Source organism: Nonomuraea sp. SYSU D8015 (assembly GCF_008065375.1).
Lineage (GTDB): Bacteria > Actinomycetota > Actinomycetes > Streptosporangiales > Streptosporangiaceae > Nonomuraea.
In genome coordinates, this window is sequence record NZ_VJYI01000003.1 from 144,338 (window position 1) to 160,528 (window position 16,191).

Annotated in this window: 14 protein-coding genes; 8 read left to right on the forward strand and 6 right to left on the reverse strand. The window is 71.2% G+C overall.

Going from position 1 to position 16,191, the window contains the following annotated elements; genetic code table 11:
- Nucleotides 1-72: 72 nt before the first annotated feature.
- Nucleotides 73-633, reverse strand: a complete 561-nt coding sequence (locus tag ID574_RS16130) for a TetR/AcrR family transcriptional regulator (protein WP_223166743.1) — start codon at nucleotides 631-633, stop codon at nucleotides 73-75.
- Nucleotides 634-805: 172 nt separating this feature from the next.
- Here ID574_RS16130 and ID574_RS16135 point away from each other — a divergent pair, with 172 nt between their 5' ends.
- Together ID574_RS16135 and ID574_RS16140 are read left to right on the forward strand one after the other, a co-directional pair.
- Nucleotides 806-1,792, forward strand: coding sequence for a serine hydrolase (locus ID574_RS16135; protein ID WP_188189719.1), 987 nt, complete (start codon nucleotides 806-808; stop codon nucleotides 1,790-1,792).
- Between the two features lie 212 nt (nucleotides 1,793-2,004).
- On the forward strand, nucleotides 2,005-7,506 hold the full coding sequence (locus tag ID574_RS16140) for an ATP-binding protein (RefSeq protein ID WP_188189720.1): 5,502 nt from the start codon (nucleotides 2,005-2,007) through the stop codon (nucleotides 7,504-7,506).
- Here ID574_RS16140 and ID574_RS16145 read toward each other — a convergent pair.
- Nucleotides 7,445-7,912, reverse strand: coding sequence for an RrF2 family transcriptional regulator (locus ID574_RS16145; protein ID WP_188189721.1), 468 nt, complete (start codon nucleotides 7,910-7,912; stop codon nucleotides 7,445-7,447). The two genes, ID574_RS16140 and ID574_RS16145, sit on opposite strands and share 62 nt — an antisense overlap.
- 55 nt (nucleotides 7,913-7,967) lie before the next feature.
- Nucleotides 7,968-8,909 carry a sulfite exporter TauE/SafE family protein gene (locus ID574_RS16150; protein ID WP_188189722.1) on the reverse strand — a complete coding sequence of 314 codons (942 nt, stop codon included), beginning with the start codon at nucleotides 8,907-8,909 and terminating at the stop codon, nucleotides 7,968-7,970.
- A gap of 164 nt (nucleotides 8,910-9,073) precedes the next feature.
- On the opposite strand from ID574_RS16150, the gene ID574_RS16155 reads away from it, so the two are divergent.
- The 5 genes from ID574_RS16155 to ID574_RS16175 all read left to right on the forward strand — a co-directional run bounded on the left by ID574_RS16155 (nucleotide 9,074) and on the right by ID574_RS16175 (nucleotide 12,343).
- Nucleotides 9,074-9,619 (forward strand): EXLDI protein, encoded by a 546-nt coding sequence (locus ID574_RS16155; RefSeq protein WP_188189723.1) that lies wholly within the window; start codon nucleotides 9,074-9,076, stop codon nucleotides 9,617-9,619.
- Nucleotides 9,620-9,727: 108 nt separating this feature from the next.
- A complete protein-coding gene (locus ID574_RS16160) occupies nucleotides 9,728-10,696 on the forward strand; it encodes an ATP-binding cassette domain-containing protein (protein ID WP_188189724.1) in 969 nt (322 codons plus the stop codon).
- Nucleotides 10,693-11,496, forward strand: coding sequence for an ABC transporter permease (locus ID574_RS16165; protein ID WP_188189725.1), 804 nt, complete (start codon nucleotides 10,693-10,695; stop codon nucleotides 11,494-11,496). The genes ID574_RS16160 and ID574_RS16165 overlap by 4 nt, the downstream gene beginning before the upstream one ends.
- Nucleotides 11,493-11,621 (forward strand): DUF1707 SHOCT-like domain-containing protein, encoded by a 129-nt coding sequence (locus tag ID574_RS59700; protein WP_223166744.1) that lies wholly within the window; start codon nucleotides 11,493-11,495, stop codon nucleotides 11,619-11,621. The genes ID574_RS16165 and ID574_RS59700 overlap by 4 nt, the downstream gene beginning before the upstream one ends.
- A 242-nt stretch (nucleotides 11,622-11,863) precedes the next feature.
- Complete coding sequence (locus tag ID574_RS16175; RefSeq protein WP_223166745.1) at nucleotides 11,864-12,343, forward strand: GbsR/MarR family transcriptional regulator; 480 nt, start codon at nucleotides 11,864-11,866, stop codon at nucleotides 12,341-12,343.
- Nucleotides 12,344-12,481: 138 nt separating this feature from the next.
- Here ID574_RS16175 and ID574_RS16180 read toward each other — a convergent pair whose 3' ends face one another.
- On the reverse strand, nucleotides 12,482-12,913 hold the full coding sequence (locus tag ID574_RS16180; RefSeq protein ID WP_188189726.1) for a T3SS (YopN, CesT) and YbjN peptide-binding chaperone 1: 432 nt from the start codon (nucleotides 12,911-12,913) through the stop codon (nucleotides 12,482-12,484).
- Nucleotides 12,914-12,932: 19 nt separating this feature from the next.
- Entirely contained in the window at nucleotides 12,933-13,463 is a 531-nt protein-coding gene (locus ID574_RS16185) for a hypothetical protein (protein ID WP_188189727.1), read from the reverse strand.
- A 108-nt stretch (nucleotides 13,464-13,571) separates the two neighbouring features.
- Between ID574_RS16185 and ID574_RS16190 the strand changes: the two genes are divergently transcribed.
- Nucleotides 13,572-14,771 (forward strand): cytochrome P450, encoded by a 1,200-nt coding sequence (locus ID574_RS16190; protein WP_188189728.1) that lies wholly within the window; start codon nucleotides 13,572-13,574, stop codon nucleotides 14,769-14,771.
- Here the strand turns inward: ID574_RS16190 and ID574_RS61570 are convergent.
- The gene (locus ID574_RS61570; RefSeq protein ID WP_262495997.1) at nucleotides 14,722-16,131 is read right to left on the reverse strand and encodes an FAD-binding oxidoreductase; all 1,410 of its coding nucleotides are present in this window, start codon (nucleotides 16,129-16,131) and stop codon (nucleotides 14,722-14,724) included. The genes ID574_RS16190 and ID574_RS61570 overlap by 50 nt on opposite strands.
- Nucleotides 16,132-16,191 lie beyond the last annotated feature (60 nt).

A 16,191-nucleotide genomic window follows, 5' to 3' on the forward strand; every position in this document is an offset into this window, starting at 1 on the left:
GGGACCGCATTCATCCCCGGTCTGAAGTGAAGGCCGAGGCTTTCTGCGGACCTTCGGTAAGCATCGAGGTGTTCACCTTTCCGGGGGGAAGAGCAGCTCGACCAGGCTTCGGACGTCAACCGGGCTTCCGGTCGCGCGGTTGACGGCCACGGTGGCGAAGAGCGTGCGGGCCGCCGTCTCCGTGTCATGCGGGCGGAGCTCGCCGAGCGCGACCCGGGCGGCCAGGAAGTCGCCGATGAGCCGCTGCCCCTCACTGACCAGCTCCGCCAGCGCCCGGCGGGCGTGGGTGGCGCTGAAGAACACCGCCACCAGATCGGCGTTCTCGGCCAGCAGCGCGTCGAACCCGCCCAGCAGGTCGGCCAGCACCTGGGGAGCGGGCCGCCCGTCATGGCCGGCCGTCAACAGCTCGCGCAGCCGCGGCAGGAAACCCCGCTCCCGGAGCAGCGCCTCGACCAGCGCCTCCTTGCTCTCGAAGTACCGGTACAGCAGGCCGGGCGTCACGCCCGCCGCATCGGCCAGGTCCTTGACCGACGCCCCGTCCACGCCCTTGCGGGCGAACACCCGCAACGCCGCGTCGAGCAGCTGCTCGCGCCGCCACTCCGCCTGTTCCTTGCGCGTCCTCACCATGGCCATCCATTGAATAAACGTTTACTCAACATCGTAGGCCCTCACTGCCGGGGGGACAATCCGGGGACGGGAGGTGAGTTCGGCCGTCGGAACCGGATCGGTCACGGTGTCGAGCCCGCTCGCCTGATCCGCCGATCCCCCGCATGACGAATACGGCCACATGTGGAGCTGGCCACTCATGGTGATCCGGGCGTGCGGGGCGCGGTCGAAGCGCCGGCGTGCCGCGTTGGGCTCGACCGTGGCGGCGGTCGCGTCACTGATCGTCCTCACGTCCTGCGGCGTCTCGCCCGTACCCGTCGCCGCCACCACGACCACGACCCACGCTCGGGCATCGGCCACGAAGCCGACACCGGCGCTGTCGTCGTCCTCGTATCAGAAGCCGCTGACCCGGGCGCTGGACCGCTACTTCGACGACGTTCCCGGCGAGGTGGCGGTGTCGGTGCACGAGCCTTCCACCGGGCTGTCCTTCTCCTACAACCGCGGGCTCAGGACGGCCACGGCCAGCATCGTCAAGGTCAACATCGTCATGGCGCTGCTGCTCAAGGCCCAGGGGCAGCGCCGCGGCCTCACCTCCTGGGAGCGGCGGGCGGCCGCGCAGGCCGTCAAGGTCAGCGACAACGCCGCCGCCTCGGCGCTGTGGTCGGCGATCGGCGGCGCGTCCGGCCTGGCCGCCGCGAACAAGCGGTTCGGCCTGCGTGACACCCGGCCTGGGCCGGGCGGGGCGTGGGGTGCGACCACCACCAGCGCCGCCGACCAGGTCCGGCTGCTGACCGCGCTCACCTCTCCCAAGAGCCCTCTGTCGGCCGGGAACCGCAGGCACGTGCTGGGCCTGATGGACGACGTGGCGCCCGAGCAGGCGTGGGGCGTGAGCGCGGCGGGCGGCCAGGACGCGGAGGTGGCGCTCAAGAACGGATGGCTGCCCCGCGAACGGCACGGCGGCCGGTGGACGATCAACAGCATCGGGCGGGTGCGGGATGGCGGGCGCACGTACCTGATCGCCGTGATCTCCCACCGGCACGGCTCCATGGACGCGGGCGTCAAGGCGGTGGAGCAGGCCAGCCGGCTGGTCACCACGATCCTGTCCCAGACCGCTTCGGAGAGTCGGTGGGACCTGGCCGCGGCCGTGGAACTGCTCTCGTCCCTCGTCACTGACCGGCGCCTGTAGGTTCCGCGCGAGCCGCTCCGCTCCCCGGTTTCGGGTCGCCGCCGGGGTTCATCACCACGTTTTTTGTGGATCCCCTACAACGCAGCGGCCCGGCCATGAGCGATGCGGACATTGGTGTGCCCGGCGGCGATCAAGCAGGGTAGAGAAGAGGTAGAGGCGACGCTATGGGATGAACGTCGCCTTTTGCGCGTGACAGCGGGGAGATTCAGTCGGTGTTCAGTCGTGTCGCCATCGTCAACCGCGGGGAGGCCGCGATGCGGCTCATCCACGCCGTCCGGGACCTTTCGGCTGAGACGGGGGCGCGCATCGAGACGGTCGCCCTCTACACCGACGCCGATCGCGAGGCCACCTTCGTCCGCGAAGCCGACATCGCCTACCCACTGGGGCCCGCCTCGGCCAGGCCGTACCTCGATCATGCCGTCCTGGAGCGGGCGCTCACCGAGACCGGGGCGGACGCGGCGTGGGTCGGCTGGGGGTTCGTCGCGGAGGATCCGGCGTTCGCCGAGTTGTGCGAGAAGATCGGCGTCACCTTCGTCGGGCCGAGCGCCGAGGCGATGCGCAGGCTCGGCGACAAGATCGGCGCCAAGCTGATCGCCGAGGAGGTCGGCGTCCCGGTGGCGCCGTGGAGCCGCGGCGAGGTCGCCACCCTGGAGGAGGCGCTGCGCGCCGGCGAGGAGATCGGCTACCCGCTGATGCTCAAGGCGAGCGCCGGCGGCGGCGGGCGCGGCATCCGCGTGGTCTCCTCGAAGGAGGAGCTGGCCGACGCCTACGAACGCACCCGCCAGGAGGCGCTGCGCGCGTTCGGTTCCGGCGTGGTGTTCCTGGAGCGCCTGGTCACCGGCGCGCGGCACGTCGAGGTGCAGGTCATCGCCGACGGCCAGGGCACCGCGTGGGCCCTGGGGGTCCGTGACTGCTCGGTGCAGCGGCGCAACCAGAAGATCATCGAGGAGTCCGCCTCTCCGGTCCTGATGGAAGAGCAGGCCGCCGAGCTGAAGGCGTCGGCCGAGCGGCTGGCCCTGGCCGTCGGCTACCGCGGAGCCTGCACCGTGGAGTTCCTCTACCACCCGGGCGAGAAGCTGTTCGCCTTCCTCGAGGTCAACACCCGGCTGCAGGTCGAGCACCCGATCACCGAGATCACCACCGGCACCGACCTGGTCCGGCTGCAGCTGCACGTGGCCGCCGGCGGGAAGCTGGAGGGCCCCCAGCCGGTCGAGGCCGGCCACGCCGTGGAGGCCCGGCTCAACGCCGAGGACCCCGACCGCGACTTCGCGCCGTCCCCGGGCCGCATCGCACGCCTGGTGCTGCCCGCCGGGCCCGGCATCCGCGTGGACACCGGCGTCAGGGAGGGCGATGTCATCCCGGCCGACTTCGACTCGATGATCGCGAAGATCATCGCCTATGGCCGCGACCGCGAGCAGGCTCTCGGCCGGCTGCGCCGCGCGATGGCCGACCTCACGGTGATCATCGAGGGTGGCGCCACCAACAAGAGCTTCATCCTCGACCTTCTCGACCAGCCCGAGGTCATCGCCGCGAGCGCCGACACCGGCTGGATCGACCGCGTGCGCGCCGAGGGTCGCCTGGTCAGCCACCGGCACTCCGCCATCGCCCTGGCCGCCGCCGCGATCGAGGCCTACCGCGAGCAGGAGGAGCTCAGCCGCAGCCGGCTCCTTTCCACCGCCTACGGCGGGCGCCCCCAGGTTCAGCACGACCCGGGCCGCCCGCTGGACCTCAAGCTCCGCGGCGTCGGCTACCGGGTGAGCGTGGCCAGGGCCGGGCACAAGCGGTTCCGCGTCGGCGTCTCGGCCGGCGGCGCCGTGCATCCGGCGGACGTCGAGGTCGACCGGTTCGACGCGCACTGCGGCCAGATCACGGTCAACGGCCGCCGGTTCCGCCTGGTGTCGGCGGCGCACGGGCCGATCCATCTGGTCGAGGTCGACGGCGTCACCCACCGCATCAGCCGCGACGAGGGCGGCGTCGTCCGCTCCCCCGCCCCCGCACTGGTCGTGGCGGCGCCGCTGGCGGTCGGCGACGAGGTCGAGGCGGGCGCTCCGGTCCTGGTGCTGGAGAGCATGAAGATGGAGACGGTGCTGCGCGCGCCGTTCCGGGCCCGGGTCCGTGAGTGCCCGGTGTCGGTGGGCAGCCAGGTCGAGACCGGTGCCCCGCTGATGCGCCTGGAGCCGCTCGCCGATGAGGGTCCGCAGGAGGAGGCGGGCACCGTCGAGATCGACCTGCCGGCCGAGCCGACGGACGTGTCCGCGGCCGACCGGGTCGAGCGCGGCCTGCAGGACCTGCGCAGCCTGCTGATGGGCTTCGACGTCGACCCGCACGACCACAAGCGGGTGCTGTCGGACTATCTGAGCGCGCGTGCCGAGCTGGGCGGGCAACTGCTGGAGGGCGAGCTCGACCTGCTCACCGTGTTCGCCGACCTGTGCGAGCTGAGCCGCAACAAGCCGGGCGGCGACCTCGACGCCGAGTCCGACAGCGCGGTGCACAGCCCGCGCGAGTTCTTCCACAGCTATCTGCAGAGCCTTGACGTGGAGCGCGCCGGGCTCCCCGAGAGCTTCCAGGCCAAGCTCGCCAAGGTCCTGGCCCACTACGGCATCACCGGCCTCGACCGCACTCCGGAGCTGGAGGCCGCGGTGTTCCGGATCTTCCTGGCGCAGCAGCGGATGAGCACCGACGTCGCGATCGTGTCGGAGCTGCTGCGTCAGTGGCCGGCCGGCCCGCCGCCGCTGGAGTCACTCGGCGAGCGCGCCGGGCTCACCCTCGAGCATCTGGTCGAGGCCACGCAGGTGCGCTTCCCCACGGTGTCTGACCTGGCCCGCGGCGTGGTGTTCCGCTGGTTCGCCCAGCCGCTGCTGCGGCGCAGCCGCGCCAAGGCGTACGCCGCGGTGCGCGGCCACCTGCGTTACCTCGACCGCAACCCGCAGGCGCCGGACCGCGCCGAGCGGATCCAGGCCATGGTGGCCTGCCCCGAGCCGCTGGTCCGGCTGATCGGCCAGCGGATCGGCCGGGCGGGGCGCGACCACGCGCCGCTGCTGGAGGTGGTGACCCGCCGCTACTACGGCAACCGCGGGCTATCGGAGGTCACCGTACGGGAGACCGACGGCTGCCGGTTCGTCACGGCCGAGCGCTCGGGCTCGGACGGCACGAGGCGCGTGGTCGCCGCCGCCGTCGACATCGCCACCCTGCCCGACGCCGTCGGCGCCCTCGGCACGCTCGCCGCCGAAGCCGCTGAGCGCGAGCTGGTCGCCGACCTCTACGTCACCTGGGACGACCGGCCCGACGCCGACGCCATGGCCGTACGGCTGGGCGGGCTCCTCGCCGAGCACACGCGGCCCGCGGGCGTCCACCGGATCACGATCATCGTCGCCGGCACCGACGGCGCCGTGATGCACCACCACTTCACCTTCCGGCCCGACGGAGCCGGTTTCGCCGAGGACCGGCTGATCCGCGGCCTGCACCCGCAGATCGCGCGGCGCCTGCAGCTCCAGCGGTGGCGCGAGTTCGACCTCACCCGGCTGCCGTCCGTCGACGAGGAGATCTACCTGTTCAAGGCCGTCGCGAAGACCAACCCGGCCGACGAACGGCTCATCGCGATGGGCCAGGTCCGCGACCTGACGCCGCTGCGCGAGGCCGACGGCAGGCTGGTCGCGCTGCCCGCTGTGGAGGACGCGCTCACCGCGGGCATGGACGCGATCCGCAACATCCAGGCACAACGGCCCCAGAACAAGCGGTTCGACACCAACCGGATCATGATGTACGTCTGGCCGTCGACCGAGATGTCGCAGGACGAGCTGAACGCACTGGTCCAGCGCATCCTGCCGACCACGGCGGGCGCGGGGCTGGAGGAGGTCCTGTTCGTGGCCCGCCAGCGCAACGCCGCGGGCGAGCTGAGCGAGGTCGCCGTGCGGATCACCCTCGACGCCGGTCACGGCGCGAGCCTCTACGTCGAGAAGCCGTCGACGGAGCCGGTGCAGCCGCTCGGCGACTACCGCCAGAAGGTGCTGCGAGCGGCCAGGCGCGGCAACGTCTACCCGTACGAGCTGACCGGCATGCTCGCCGGGCCCGAGGGCCGCTTCGTCGAGCACGACCTCGACGAGCACGGCGCCCTCGTGCCGGTCGACCGGCCGAAGGGGAAGAACACCGCGGCGATCGTGGCGGGCGTCGTCACGACGCCTACCGAGCGGCACCCCGAGGGCGTCACCCGCGTGGTCCTGCTCGGCGACCCGACCAAGGCGCTGGGCGCGCTGTCGGAGCCGGAGTGCTCGCGGGTGATCGCCGCGCTCGACCTGGCCGAGCGGATGCGGGTCCCGCTTGAGTGGTTCGCGCTGTCGGCGGGCGCGCGGATCTCGATGACCTCCGGCACCGAGAACATGGACTGGGTCGCGGCCGCGCTCAAGCGGATCGTCACGTTCACCCAGGCAGGCGGCGAGATCAACATCGTGGTCGCCGGGATCACCGTCGGCGCCCAGCCGTACTGGAACGCCGAGGCCACGATGCTCATGCACACCAAGGGCATCCTGGTGATGACGCCGGACTCGGCGATGGTGCTCACCGGCAAGCAGTCGCTGGACTTCTCCGGCGGGGTGTCGGCCGAGGACAACTTCGGCATCGGCGGCTACGACCGCGTCATGGGCCCGAACGGCCAGGCGCAGTACTGGGCGCCCAACCTGCAGGCCGCCCGCGACGTGCTGATGGCGCACTACGACCACACCTACGTCGTGCCCGGCGAGCGCGCGCCGCGGCGGGCCCTCACCGGCGACCCGATCGACCGCGACGTCTCGTCGTTCCCGCACGCGGTCGCGGGCAGCGACTTCACCACCGTCGGCGAGATCTTCTCCGCGGAGCACAACCCGGACCGCAAGAAGCCGTTCGACATCCGCACGGTGATGCGCGCCGTGTCCGACCAGGACCACCCTGTGCTGGAACGCTGGGCGGGCATGGCCGACGCGGAGACGTCCGTGGTCCAGGACGTGCACATCGGGGGCTGGCCGGTCTGCCTGATCGGCATCGAGTCCCGGTCGGTGCCGCGGCGCGGCTTCCCGCCCACCGATGGGCCGGACACCTACACCGCCGGCACGCTCTTCCCGCGATCGTCGAAGAAGACCGCGCGGGCGATCAACGCGGCGTCCGGCAACCGGCCGCTGGTGGTGCTGGCGAACCTGTCCGGATTCGACGGCTCGCCGGAGTCGATGCGCAAGCTCCAGCTGGAGTACGGCGCGGAGATCGGCCGGGCGATCGTCAACTTCGACGGGCCGATCGTGTTCTGCGTGATCTCCCGGTATCACGGCGGGGCGTTCGTGGTGTTCTCCAAGGCGCTCAACCCGAACATGACCGTGCTCGCGCTGGAGGGCTCGTTCGCCTCGGTGCTCGGCGGTGCGCCGGCGGCCGCCGTGGTGTTCTCCGGCGAGGTCAACCACCGCACGGCGACCGACCCGCGGGTGACCGGCCTGCAGACGCGGATCTCGGCGGCCAGCGGGGCCGAGCGTGCGGCGCTCAACGCTCAGCTGGTGGAGGTGCAGTCCGCCGTGCGGGCGGAGAAGCTGGGGGAGGTCGCCGCCGAGTTCGACCGGGTGCACAGCATCCAGCGGGCTGTGGAGGTCGGCTCGGTGGACGCGATCATCAGCGCCGCGGAGTTGCGGCCCCGGATCATCGAGGCCATCGAACGCGGAATGGGTACCGGCTCCACCGAGGCGCCCGGGTTGCGGTAGGCCCGCCCCGCTCCTTGACCCCGTCGTGGCGGGACGACCCGAGAACGTCTGCGAGGGTGACCGTGCTCAGCAGGCGGTCTTCGTGGGCGCGCAGCTCGGCCCAGATCTCGGCCAGCGGTGCGGCCGACTTCGGGAAGGCGGGGCCGGTCGGCTCGATCCCCTCGGTGACGCGGATGATGTCGGCGAGGGCGATCTCCGCGGCGGGGCGGGCCAGCCAGTAACCGCCGTCCGGGCCGCGCCGGCTGCCGACCAGGCCGGCCCGGCGTAACTGCAGCAGGATGTTGTCGCAGAAGCGGCGTGGGATCTCCTGTGAGCCGGCGATCGATTCGGCGTGCATCGGGCCGCCGGCCTCGGCCAGGGCGAGCATGGCGGTGAGCGCGTACTGGGTGCGGGCGGAGATTCTCATGGGCGTGGGAAGGCACCATGGGCCCGTTCCGACGCCCGGGCCCGGTGCGCCGGCCTCAGGCCGAGGCCTGCTCCTCCTCGGCGGTTCGCGCGGCGCGCAGGTCGGTCTCGACCGCTTCGACGGACTCGTGGGCCTTGTCGCGGCGGTACTCGCGGACGGAGTAGGCGATGGCGCCGGCCCAGATCACCGCGATGGCGAGGTAGGCGACCGTCTGGACGGCGCCGGAGGCGTCGACCCAGTCGCTGCGCAGCAGGGTGCGCACGTTGGTCAGGATGATCACGCCGCCGACGGCGGAGCCGAGGATGCGCGGGGGGATGTGGCGCACCAGCCAGGCCGCGATCGGCGCGGCGACGACGCCGCCGAGCAGCAGGACGGCGACCCAGGCGAAGTCGATGTTCTCCGAGCCGATGCCGACGAAGAAGCCGATGCTGGCGGCGATGGCGACGAGGAACTCGCTGGCGTCGATGGAGCCGATCACCTTGCGCGGCTGCAGCCGGCCGCTGGCGAGGATGGCGGGGGTGCCGACCGGGCCCCAGCCGCCCCCGCCGGTGGCGTCGACGAAGCCGGCCAGGACGCCGAGGGGGGCCAGGAAGCGCTTGCGCAGCGGCTTGCCCAGGTTGCCGCGCGGCAGGCCGAACGCGGTGAAGCGGACGAGGATGTAGGCGCCGAGCGTCAGCAGGATGAGCGACATGACCGGGGCGGCGACCTCGGTGGACAGGCTGGACAGGAAGGTCGCGCCGGCGAAGGCGCCGAGCGCGCCCGGGATGCCGATCTTGGCGACGACCTTCCAGTCGACGTTGCCGAAGCGCGAATGGGAGATGCCCGAGGCGAGCGTGGTGCCGATCTCGGCCAGGTGCACGGTGGCGGAGGCGGCGGCCGCGTTGGTGCCGATGGCCAGCAGCAGCGTGCTGGAGGTGACGCCGTAGGCCATGCCCAGGCTGCCGTCGACGAGCTGGGCCGCGAAACCGACGAGCCCGAGCAGGATGAGCGCTCGCACGATCTCCCCTTTCTCTACTTAATAAGTAGGATAAGAATGTAGAGATTTCGCGCCCTCGTCAAGTGGCCCCGAGGCCAGGAGCCCCGTCCGCCGACTCGAATCTGACATTGCCTCTCATGGCCCGTATATGTAGTCTTATACGTATACGGGATGAGGATGGAACGATGCCGAATAAGACGATCTACGTTTCGGACGAGGATCTGCCGATCTTCCTGCGGGCTCAGGAGCTCGCCGGAGGGAAGCTCTCGACGGCGATCAGCCTCGCTCTGCGCCGCTACGTCGAGATGGAAGAAGGCCGCCAGGAGGGCTACGACGAGATCATCGTCAAGGTGGGCCAGGGCGCCGGTCGCAAGCAGCGCTTCTCCGGGGTGCTGCTCGGCGAGTGGGGGCGCACCCAAGGCAACCGGGTGGAGATGTTCCGGGTCTACCGCTCCCGCCAGGGCAAGTACGTCCTGCACGTGGACCGCTCACCCGACTGGACCGACAGCTCCACGGCCGGCTCGGACAGCTGGCTGGAGGGGCTCTTCTCCCGCGGCGCGTGGCGCAGCTATCTCGGCCTCACCGACTCCAGCTGGGGCTTCGTCCAGGGCGAGGCCACGCTCGAGATCGTGGAGACCCTGGAAGAGCTGCGCGGCAAGATCCCCGACGAGTTCTACGACTTGATCGCCGACCTCGGCCGGCATCCCGTCGTCGAGGACCTCGACATCTAAATCCAGCACGCACGTCCCGGCCGGACGGTCCGCAGGCGACCGCCCGCCATCTCGTCATGCCCTCATTCCCCCTTGACCCCAGCAGACACGACCGAAGGAGAAACCCGCATGTCCCCCGCGATCATGGCCGAAGGGCTGGTCAAGAAATACGGCGACGTCGTCGCCCTCGACGGGATGAATCTGTCGGTGCCCGAGGGCACGGTCTTAGGCCTGCTCGGCCCCAACGGCGCCGGCAAGACCACCACCGTGCGGATCCTGACCACGCTGCTCAGGCCGGACGCCGGCCGCGCCACCGTCGCCGGCTGCGACGTCGTCCGCGACGCGGCGCGGCTGCGTTCCCGGATCGGCGCCTCCGGCCAGTACGCCGCCGTGGACGAGCACCTCACCGGCGCCGAGAACCTGGAGATGATCGGCCGCCTCCACCACCTCGGCACGGAACGCAGCCGCCGGCGCGCCCGCGAGCTGCTGGAACGCTTCGACCTGACCGACGCCGCCGACCGCCCGGTGCGGGGCTACTCGGGCGGCATGCGCCGCCGCCTCGACCTGGCCGGTGCGCTGGTCGCCGACGCGCCGGTGCTGTTCCTGGACGAGCCCACCACCGGCCTCGACCCCCGGGCCAGAGCGGCCCTGTGGGACGTCATCGCCGAGCTCGTCGCCGGCGGCACGACCGTGCTGCTGACCACGCAGTACCTGGAGGAGGCCGACCGGCTGGCCGACCGCATCGCGGTGGTCGACCACGGCCACGTGATCGCCCTCGGCACCGCCGACGAGCTCAAGGCCCGCATCGGCGGCGACCGGATCGAGCTGACCGTGACGAGCTCGAGGGACTTGGAGACCGTCCGGCGGGCCCTGGCGCCCCTGGCCGCCGGGGACGTGCAAACCGACGCCACCGCCCTGCAGGTCACGATCCCGGTCAGCAACGGCGCCGCCTCGCTCACCACGGCCCTGGGCCACCTGGCCGCCGAACGCGTCACCGTCCGCGACGCCGGACTGCGGCGGCCGACCCTGGACGAGGTGTTCCTGACCCTCACCGGCCACCAGGCGACAGACCACACCGAGAAGGAGACCGCCCGATGAACGCCCTCAACCTGGCCATAGCCGACGGCATCACCATCACCAAGCGCAACGTCCTGAAGATCAAGCGGGCGCCGGACCTGCTGGGCGGCGTGGTCATGTTACCGATCGTCTTCGTCCTGCTGTTCGCCTATGTCTTCGGCAGCATGATCAGCGTGCCCGGCATGTCGTACCAGGAGTACCTCATCCCCGGCATCTTCGTCGTCACCATCGTGCAAAGCGCCCAGATCACCGGCTACACCCTCACCCAGGACCTGCAGAAGGGCATCTTCGACCGGTTCCGCACGCTGCCGATGGCGCCGACCGCGGTGCTCACCGGCCAGACCCTGGCCGACCTGCTCACGAACTTCACCAGCGTCGTCGTCATGGCCCTGGTCGGGCTGCTGGTCGGCTGGCGCGTGCACAGCTCGCCGGCCGAGGTGGTGCTGGGCTTCCTGGTGCTGCTGCTGTTCGCCTACGCCTTCTCCTGGGTGACCGCCACGGTCGCGCTGGCCCTGCGCACCCCCGAGGTGTTCAACAACATCGCCACCCTGATGTCGTTCCCGCTGGTGTTCCTGTCCAACGCGTTCGTCGACAGCGCCCGGCTGCCCGGCCCGCTCCAGGTCGTCGCCGACTGGAACCCGGTCTCCACCCTCGTCCAGGCCGCCCGTGTGCTGTTCGGCAACACCGATCCCGCACTGCCGGCCCCCGACACCTGGCCGCTCCAGCACCCGGTGGCCGCCTCGCTCCTCTGGACGGCCCTGCTCCTGGTGGTGTTCGTGCCCCTGGCGACCAGGCTGTACAAGAAGGCGGTCAGCCGATGATGCCGCAGCGGGTGGACCAACTCGTGCGGGTCTCCGACGAAGATCGCGACAGGGCCGGGCACCGGCTCCAGGAGAGCTTCGCCGACGGGCGCCTCAGCGCGGGCGAGCTGGAGCAGCGGCTCTAGCTCGCCCTCACGACGACATCCCAGTGGGGCCGCGTGACCTGCAAGGCCGCGGGCCGCGCACGCCCGGGCGCGCTGCACGTCCGCGTCGCCGGAGAGCTCGCCTACGGCCGCCTGACCGTCCGCACCTCACGCAGGTGGCCGAGCCGGCGATCCCTCTCCACGGACGCCCGGGGGGCATACTGAATTTTCAGGAGTTTCTGAAGTGTTGCGCTCATGGCTATTCTTCCTCAGGGAGGTGGCGTGTGGGCGACAGGCACGAGCGGTGGCAGGCGGCAGAACGACTGGCGCTCGCGCTGACCGAGGGCGGGATGCAGCGGATGCACGCGCGGACGCTGGCGGTGTTCCTGTTCACCGATGCCGAGACGGTCACCATGGGCGAGATCGCCGACCGGCTCGGCGCCAGCGCCGGCTCGATCTCCGGCGCGATCAAGGCCCTGCTGGCGGCCGGCCTGATCGAACGCCTGCCCGCCCCCGGCAGCCGCCGCGAGCACTACCGCATGCGCGACGACGCCTGGCCCACCATGTTCTCCTCCCAGAACGCCTACACCCAGGTCATGCTGAAGGCCGCCGACACCGGCATCGCCACCACCGCCCCCGACGACGCCGCCCACCGGCGGCTGACCCGGATGCGCGACTTCTACACCTTCATGCTGCGAGAGCTGCCCGGCCTGCTGCGGCGCTGGGAAGAGGAACAGCGATCGGCATCGCCGCCGGCGCGCTGAAACACGACCCGCACGGGCTGCCGGCACCCCTCCGGCGCTGGGCAGTTGCACCGAGCCGGAGCCATGACGCCCGGGGTTACGACCGGCTCACCAGGTCGGCGCCATGACGCCCGGATTGCGACTGGCTCGCCGGGCCGGCTATGTGGGCCGGCGTTCGGCGAAGGCCGTCTCGCCGCCGAAGCGGGAGCGCAGGCGGACGTCGTAGTAGTCGGCCGCCTCGGCGAGCCAGTCGCACGAGTTGGCCAGTTCGGCGCCGGTCAGCGTCTCGGCCAGCAACTCCGAGGCGGCGAACACCGTGCCGTCGCGCCAGAAGAGACGCAGGAAGCTGAGCCGCCCGTTCAGCTCGTTCAGCTCCTCCAGCAGGCCCTGGGACTGGTCGATGCCGCGCAGCAGCGGAGAGAACACCCGCACGACGGGCGGCGTGGCCTCGATGAGGCGGACGTAGACCACCGCCGTGCCGGACCGGATGGCGACGGGCTCGGTGGAAATGTCGGTGGTGAGCGGTTGCCCGTCGAGGTATCCGGAGATGAGCCGGTGAATCCGGGTTCGAAGAGGTGCGTCATTCGGCACGCCTCGAAGCTACATCGCCTCACCCGGGCTTGCCGGGGCGACCCGGCGGCAGGAAACCCCGGCGCCGGGCCTCTTTGACCCAGCGATGGGCGGTGGTGATCGGGACGTCGCGGAGCTCGGCCAGCTCGGCCGCGGGCCGGGCCGAGGTCTGGGCGAGCTCGTGATAGGTGTCGGCGATCTCCCGGTAGAAGCTGTCGGGACGTCCTCGCCTCTGGGCGGGAGAGGGCCGGGGAAGGGCATGATCGGGCGTGGTCATCTCCCAGCCCTCCCCGTCGAGCGAGGGCAGCTCGGTGTGCCGGCGACGGCTCGCGGTGACGGGCGTGATCACGTCGTCGACGGCGGTGAGCTGCGCGTTGGCGGCGGCTTCGATGCGGCCCACCGGGATCGAACGCAGCAGCTCGGCGGTCGGCGCACCGTCGATGCGCAGCCCGGTCAGCACCAGGCGTCCCCCGGCGGCCACGGCGAGCTGGACCAGCACCGTGCCGGTGAGCGGCGGATCCTGGCGCCACTCGTACCAGTCCTCCCCTACGGGGAAGAGCCGTCCTCGCATCCGGAAAGTCTATCTATCCCGTTGCGCGTACCTAGACGTCTAATTACGCTTATCTCGACGCTTCTTCAGGTCGATGTGACAACGGATCTACGACCAAAGGGAGGGGCGATGGCTGACATCGTCGAGCGATACACCATCCCGGACCAGCACTTCTGGCTGCACGGGCCGCGATCCGGCCCGCCGGTCGAGTACGACGCCGCCGCGGGCATGTGGAACGTCTACGGCTACCCCGAACTGCACGAACTCCTCGGCGACCCCGCGACGTTCTCCTCCGACACCATGCGCCTGATCCCCAAGGGCCTGATGCCGGAGACGGAGGAATTCTCCATGGCGGGCTTCATCACCCAGATCGACCCGCCCGAGCACGGCAAGCTCCGCAAACTGGTCAGCAGCGCCTTCACCCGCAAAGTCGTCGCCGACCTCGAGCCGAGGATCGCCGCCCTCACGCACGAACTGCTCGACGCCGCACGGGACCGCGGCCGATTCGAGCTCGTGACCGATCTGGCCTATCCACTCCCGGTCATCGTCATCGCCGAACTTCTGGGGGTGCCCAGCAGCGACCGCGCACTGTTCAAACAGTGGGCCGACGCGCTTTTCCAGCGCGACACCAAGATCTCACTCGCCGAGCCGATCGAAGAGCAGAACGTGGACGTGCAGGCCACGCTGAAACCGTGGAAGGAGATGTCGGCATATCTCGCCGCCCACGCCGCCGAGCGCAAACGCCGGCCGCGTGCCGACCTGCTCACCAGGCTGGTCGAGGCCGAGGTGGACGGCGAACGCCTCCCCGACGAGCAGGTGGTCAACTTCGCGATCATCCTGCTGCTCGCCGGGCACGTCACCACGACGATGCTGCTCGGCAACACGGTGCTGTGCCTGGACGCCTTCCCCGAGCAGCAGGAGAAGGTACGGGCCGACCGCGCCGCGATCCCGGCCGTCATCGAGGAGTCCCTGCGTTTCCTCACCCCGTTCGCCGCGCTCGGCCGCTCCACCACCCGCGAGGTGGAGCTCGGCGGCGTGACGATCCCGGCGGATCAGGTGGTCATGGCCTGGCTCGCCGCGGCCAACCGGGACCCCCGGCAGTTCTCCGACCCCGAGGTCTTCGACCCCGGCCGCGACCCCAACCCGCATCTCGCCTTCGGCCGCGGCATCCACTTCTGTCTGGGCGCCCCTCTGGCCCGGCTGGAGGGCCGCGTCGCCCTCGACATCCTGCTCGACCGGGTCGACCCGCTGCGCACCGATCCGGACGACCCCGTCCTGTTCATTCCCACGCCGACCATGACAGGAGTGCGCCGCCTGCCGCTGATCTGAGTGGCGCGTCGCGTGACGCCCGGTCAGGCGAGCGGCGGGATGTTGAAGTTGACGCGGAACAGATTTCCCGGATCGTAGACCGCCTTGATCCGCCTGAGCCGGTCGAAGTCGGCCGGCTCGTAGGCGGCGCGCACCGGTCGAGAGCCGTGTCCTCCACGCCCATGAAGTTCAGGACCGCGCCGCCCGTGCTCCAAGGGCGAAGGCGGCCGAACAGCTCGTCGCGGCGCCGCCGGCTCTCCGGGGCGGCGTCGGTCCCGACGAACAGCGAGAACGCGGCGTCCCGGCCCCCGACGCAGTTGGGCGGCTCCGGAACGCGGCCGTAGGCGCCTTCGAAGTGCCGCAACTCGGCGATGAACGGCGCGCCGGCCTGTGGTCCGGCGAGCGACACGAGCGTGTCCGCGCCGTCCTCGTCCAACCGGCGCAGCAGCACGTTTCGGTCATAAGCGACGAACGGCATGTCCGTCGGCTCATGGTGGATGGTGCCGACCTCGGCGTACGGCATGTCGCGCACGGTGTCCAGCAGGCGCGGGCCGAGGTCGCGCAGGGGCCGCACCAGTTCCGCGCCGTCCTCGGGGGCGCCGCTGTAGGCGATCCGGACGTGGGCCGCGAACCGGCCCCGGAGCGGCTCGGGGACACCGGGCAGGTCGGGGTTGGCGGCCAGCAGCACCGAGGAGGCCATCTCCTCCGGCATCCGTCGCGTCCACTCCGCGTAGGCTCGCAGCACGCGCGGCACCGCCTCCGCGGGGAAGTACAGGCCGCCCCCGTACAGGCGCGGGACCGGAAACAGGTCGATCTCCACGGCGGTGACCACGCCGAAGTTGTCCTTGCCGCCGCGTACCGCCCAGAACAGGTCGGGATCCCGCTCCGGCGTGACGTCGCGTACGCAGCCGTCCGCCGTGACCATCCGCAGCCGCCGCACGTGATCGGCGGCGAAGCCGTAGCGGCGGCCGAGCAGGCCCGCACCGCCTCCCACCAGGTAGCCGACCGCGCCCACGCCCGGGTTGGAGCCGTTGAGCGGCGCCAGCCCGTGCGGGGTGGCGTGGTCCAACACCCGGCTCCAGCGGGCTCCGGCCTCGATCCAGGCGGTGCGGCGCCGCGGATCGACCCGGACTCCGGTCATGCGGCCGGTGTTGATGAGCACGGCGCCGTCGGCCGGCGCCGAAGGGCCGTGCCCGGAGGCCAGCACTCCCACGGGTCGGCCCCGCTCGGCGGCCAGGCGTACGGCGGCGGCCACGTCATGCTCAGTGGTGGCGGCCAAGACGTGGTCGGGGAGGGATTCGGCCGCCCGGTTGATGCCGAGCCGCTCGTCGTCGTATCCGTCCTGCCCCGGTCGGAAGATTCGTTCGGTGAGGACACTCATGTGCGTCACCGTAGGAGGTGAGAAACTTCCCGGTCTTGCACGAATCGGACATCCGCCGAT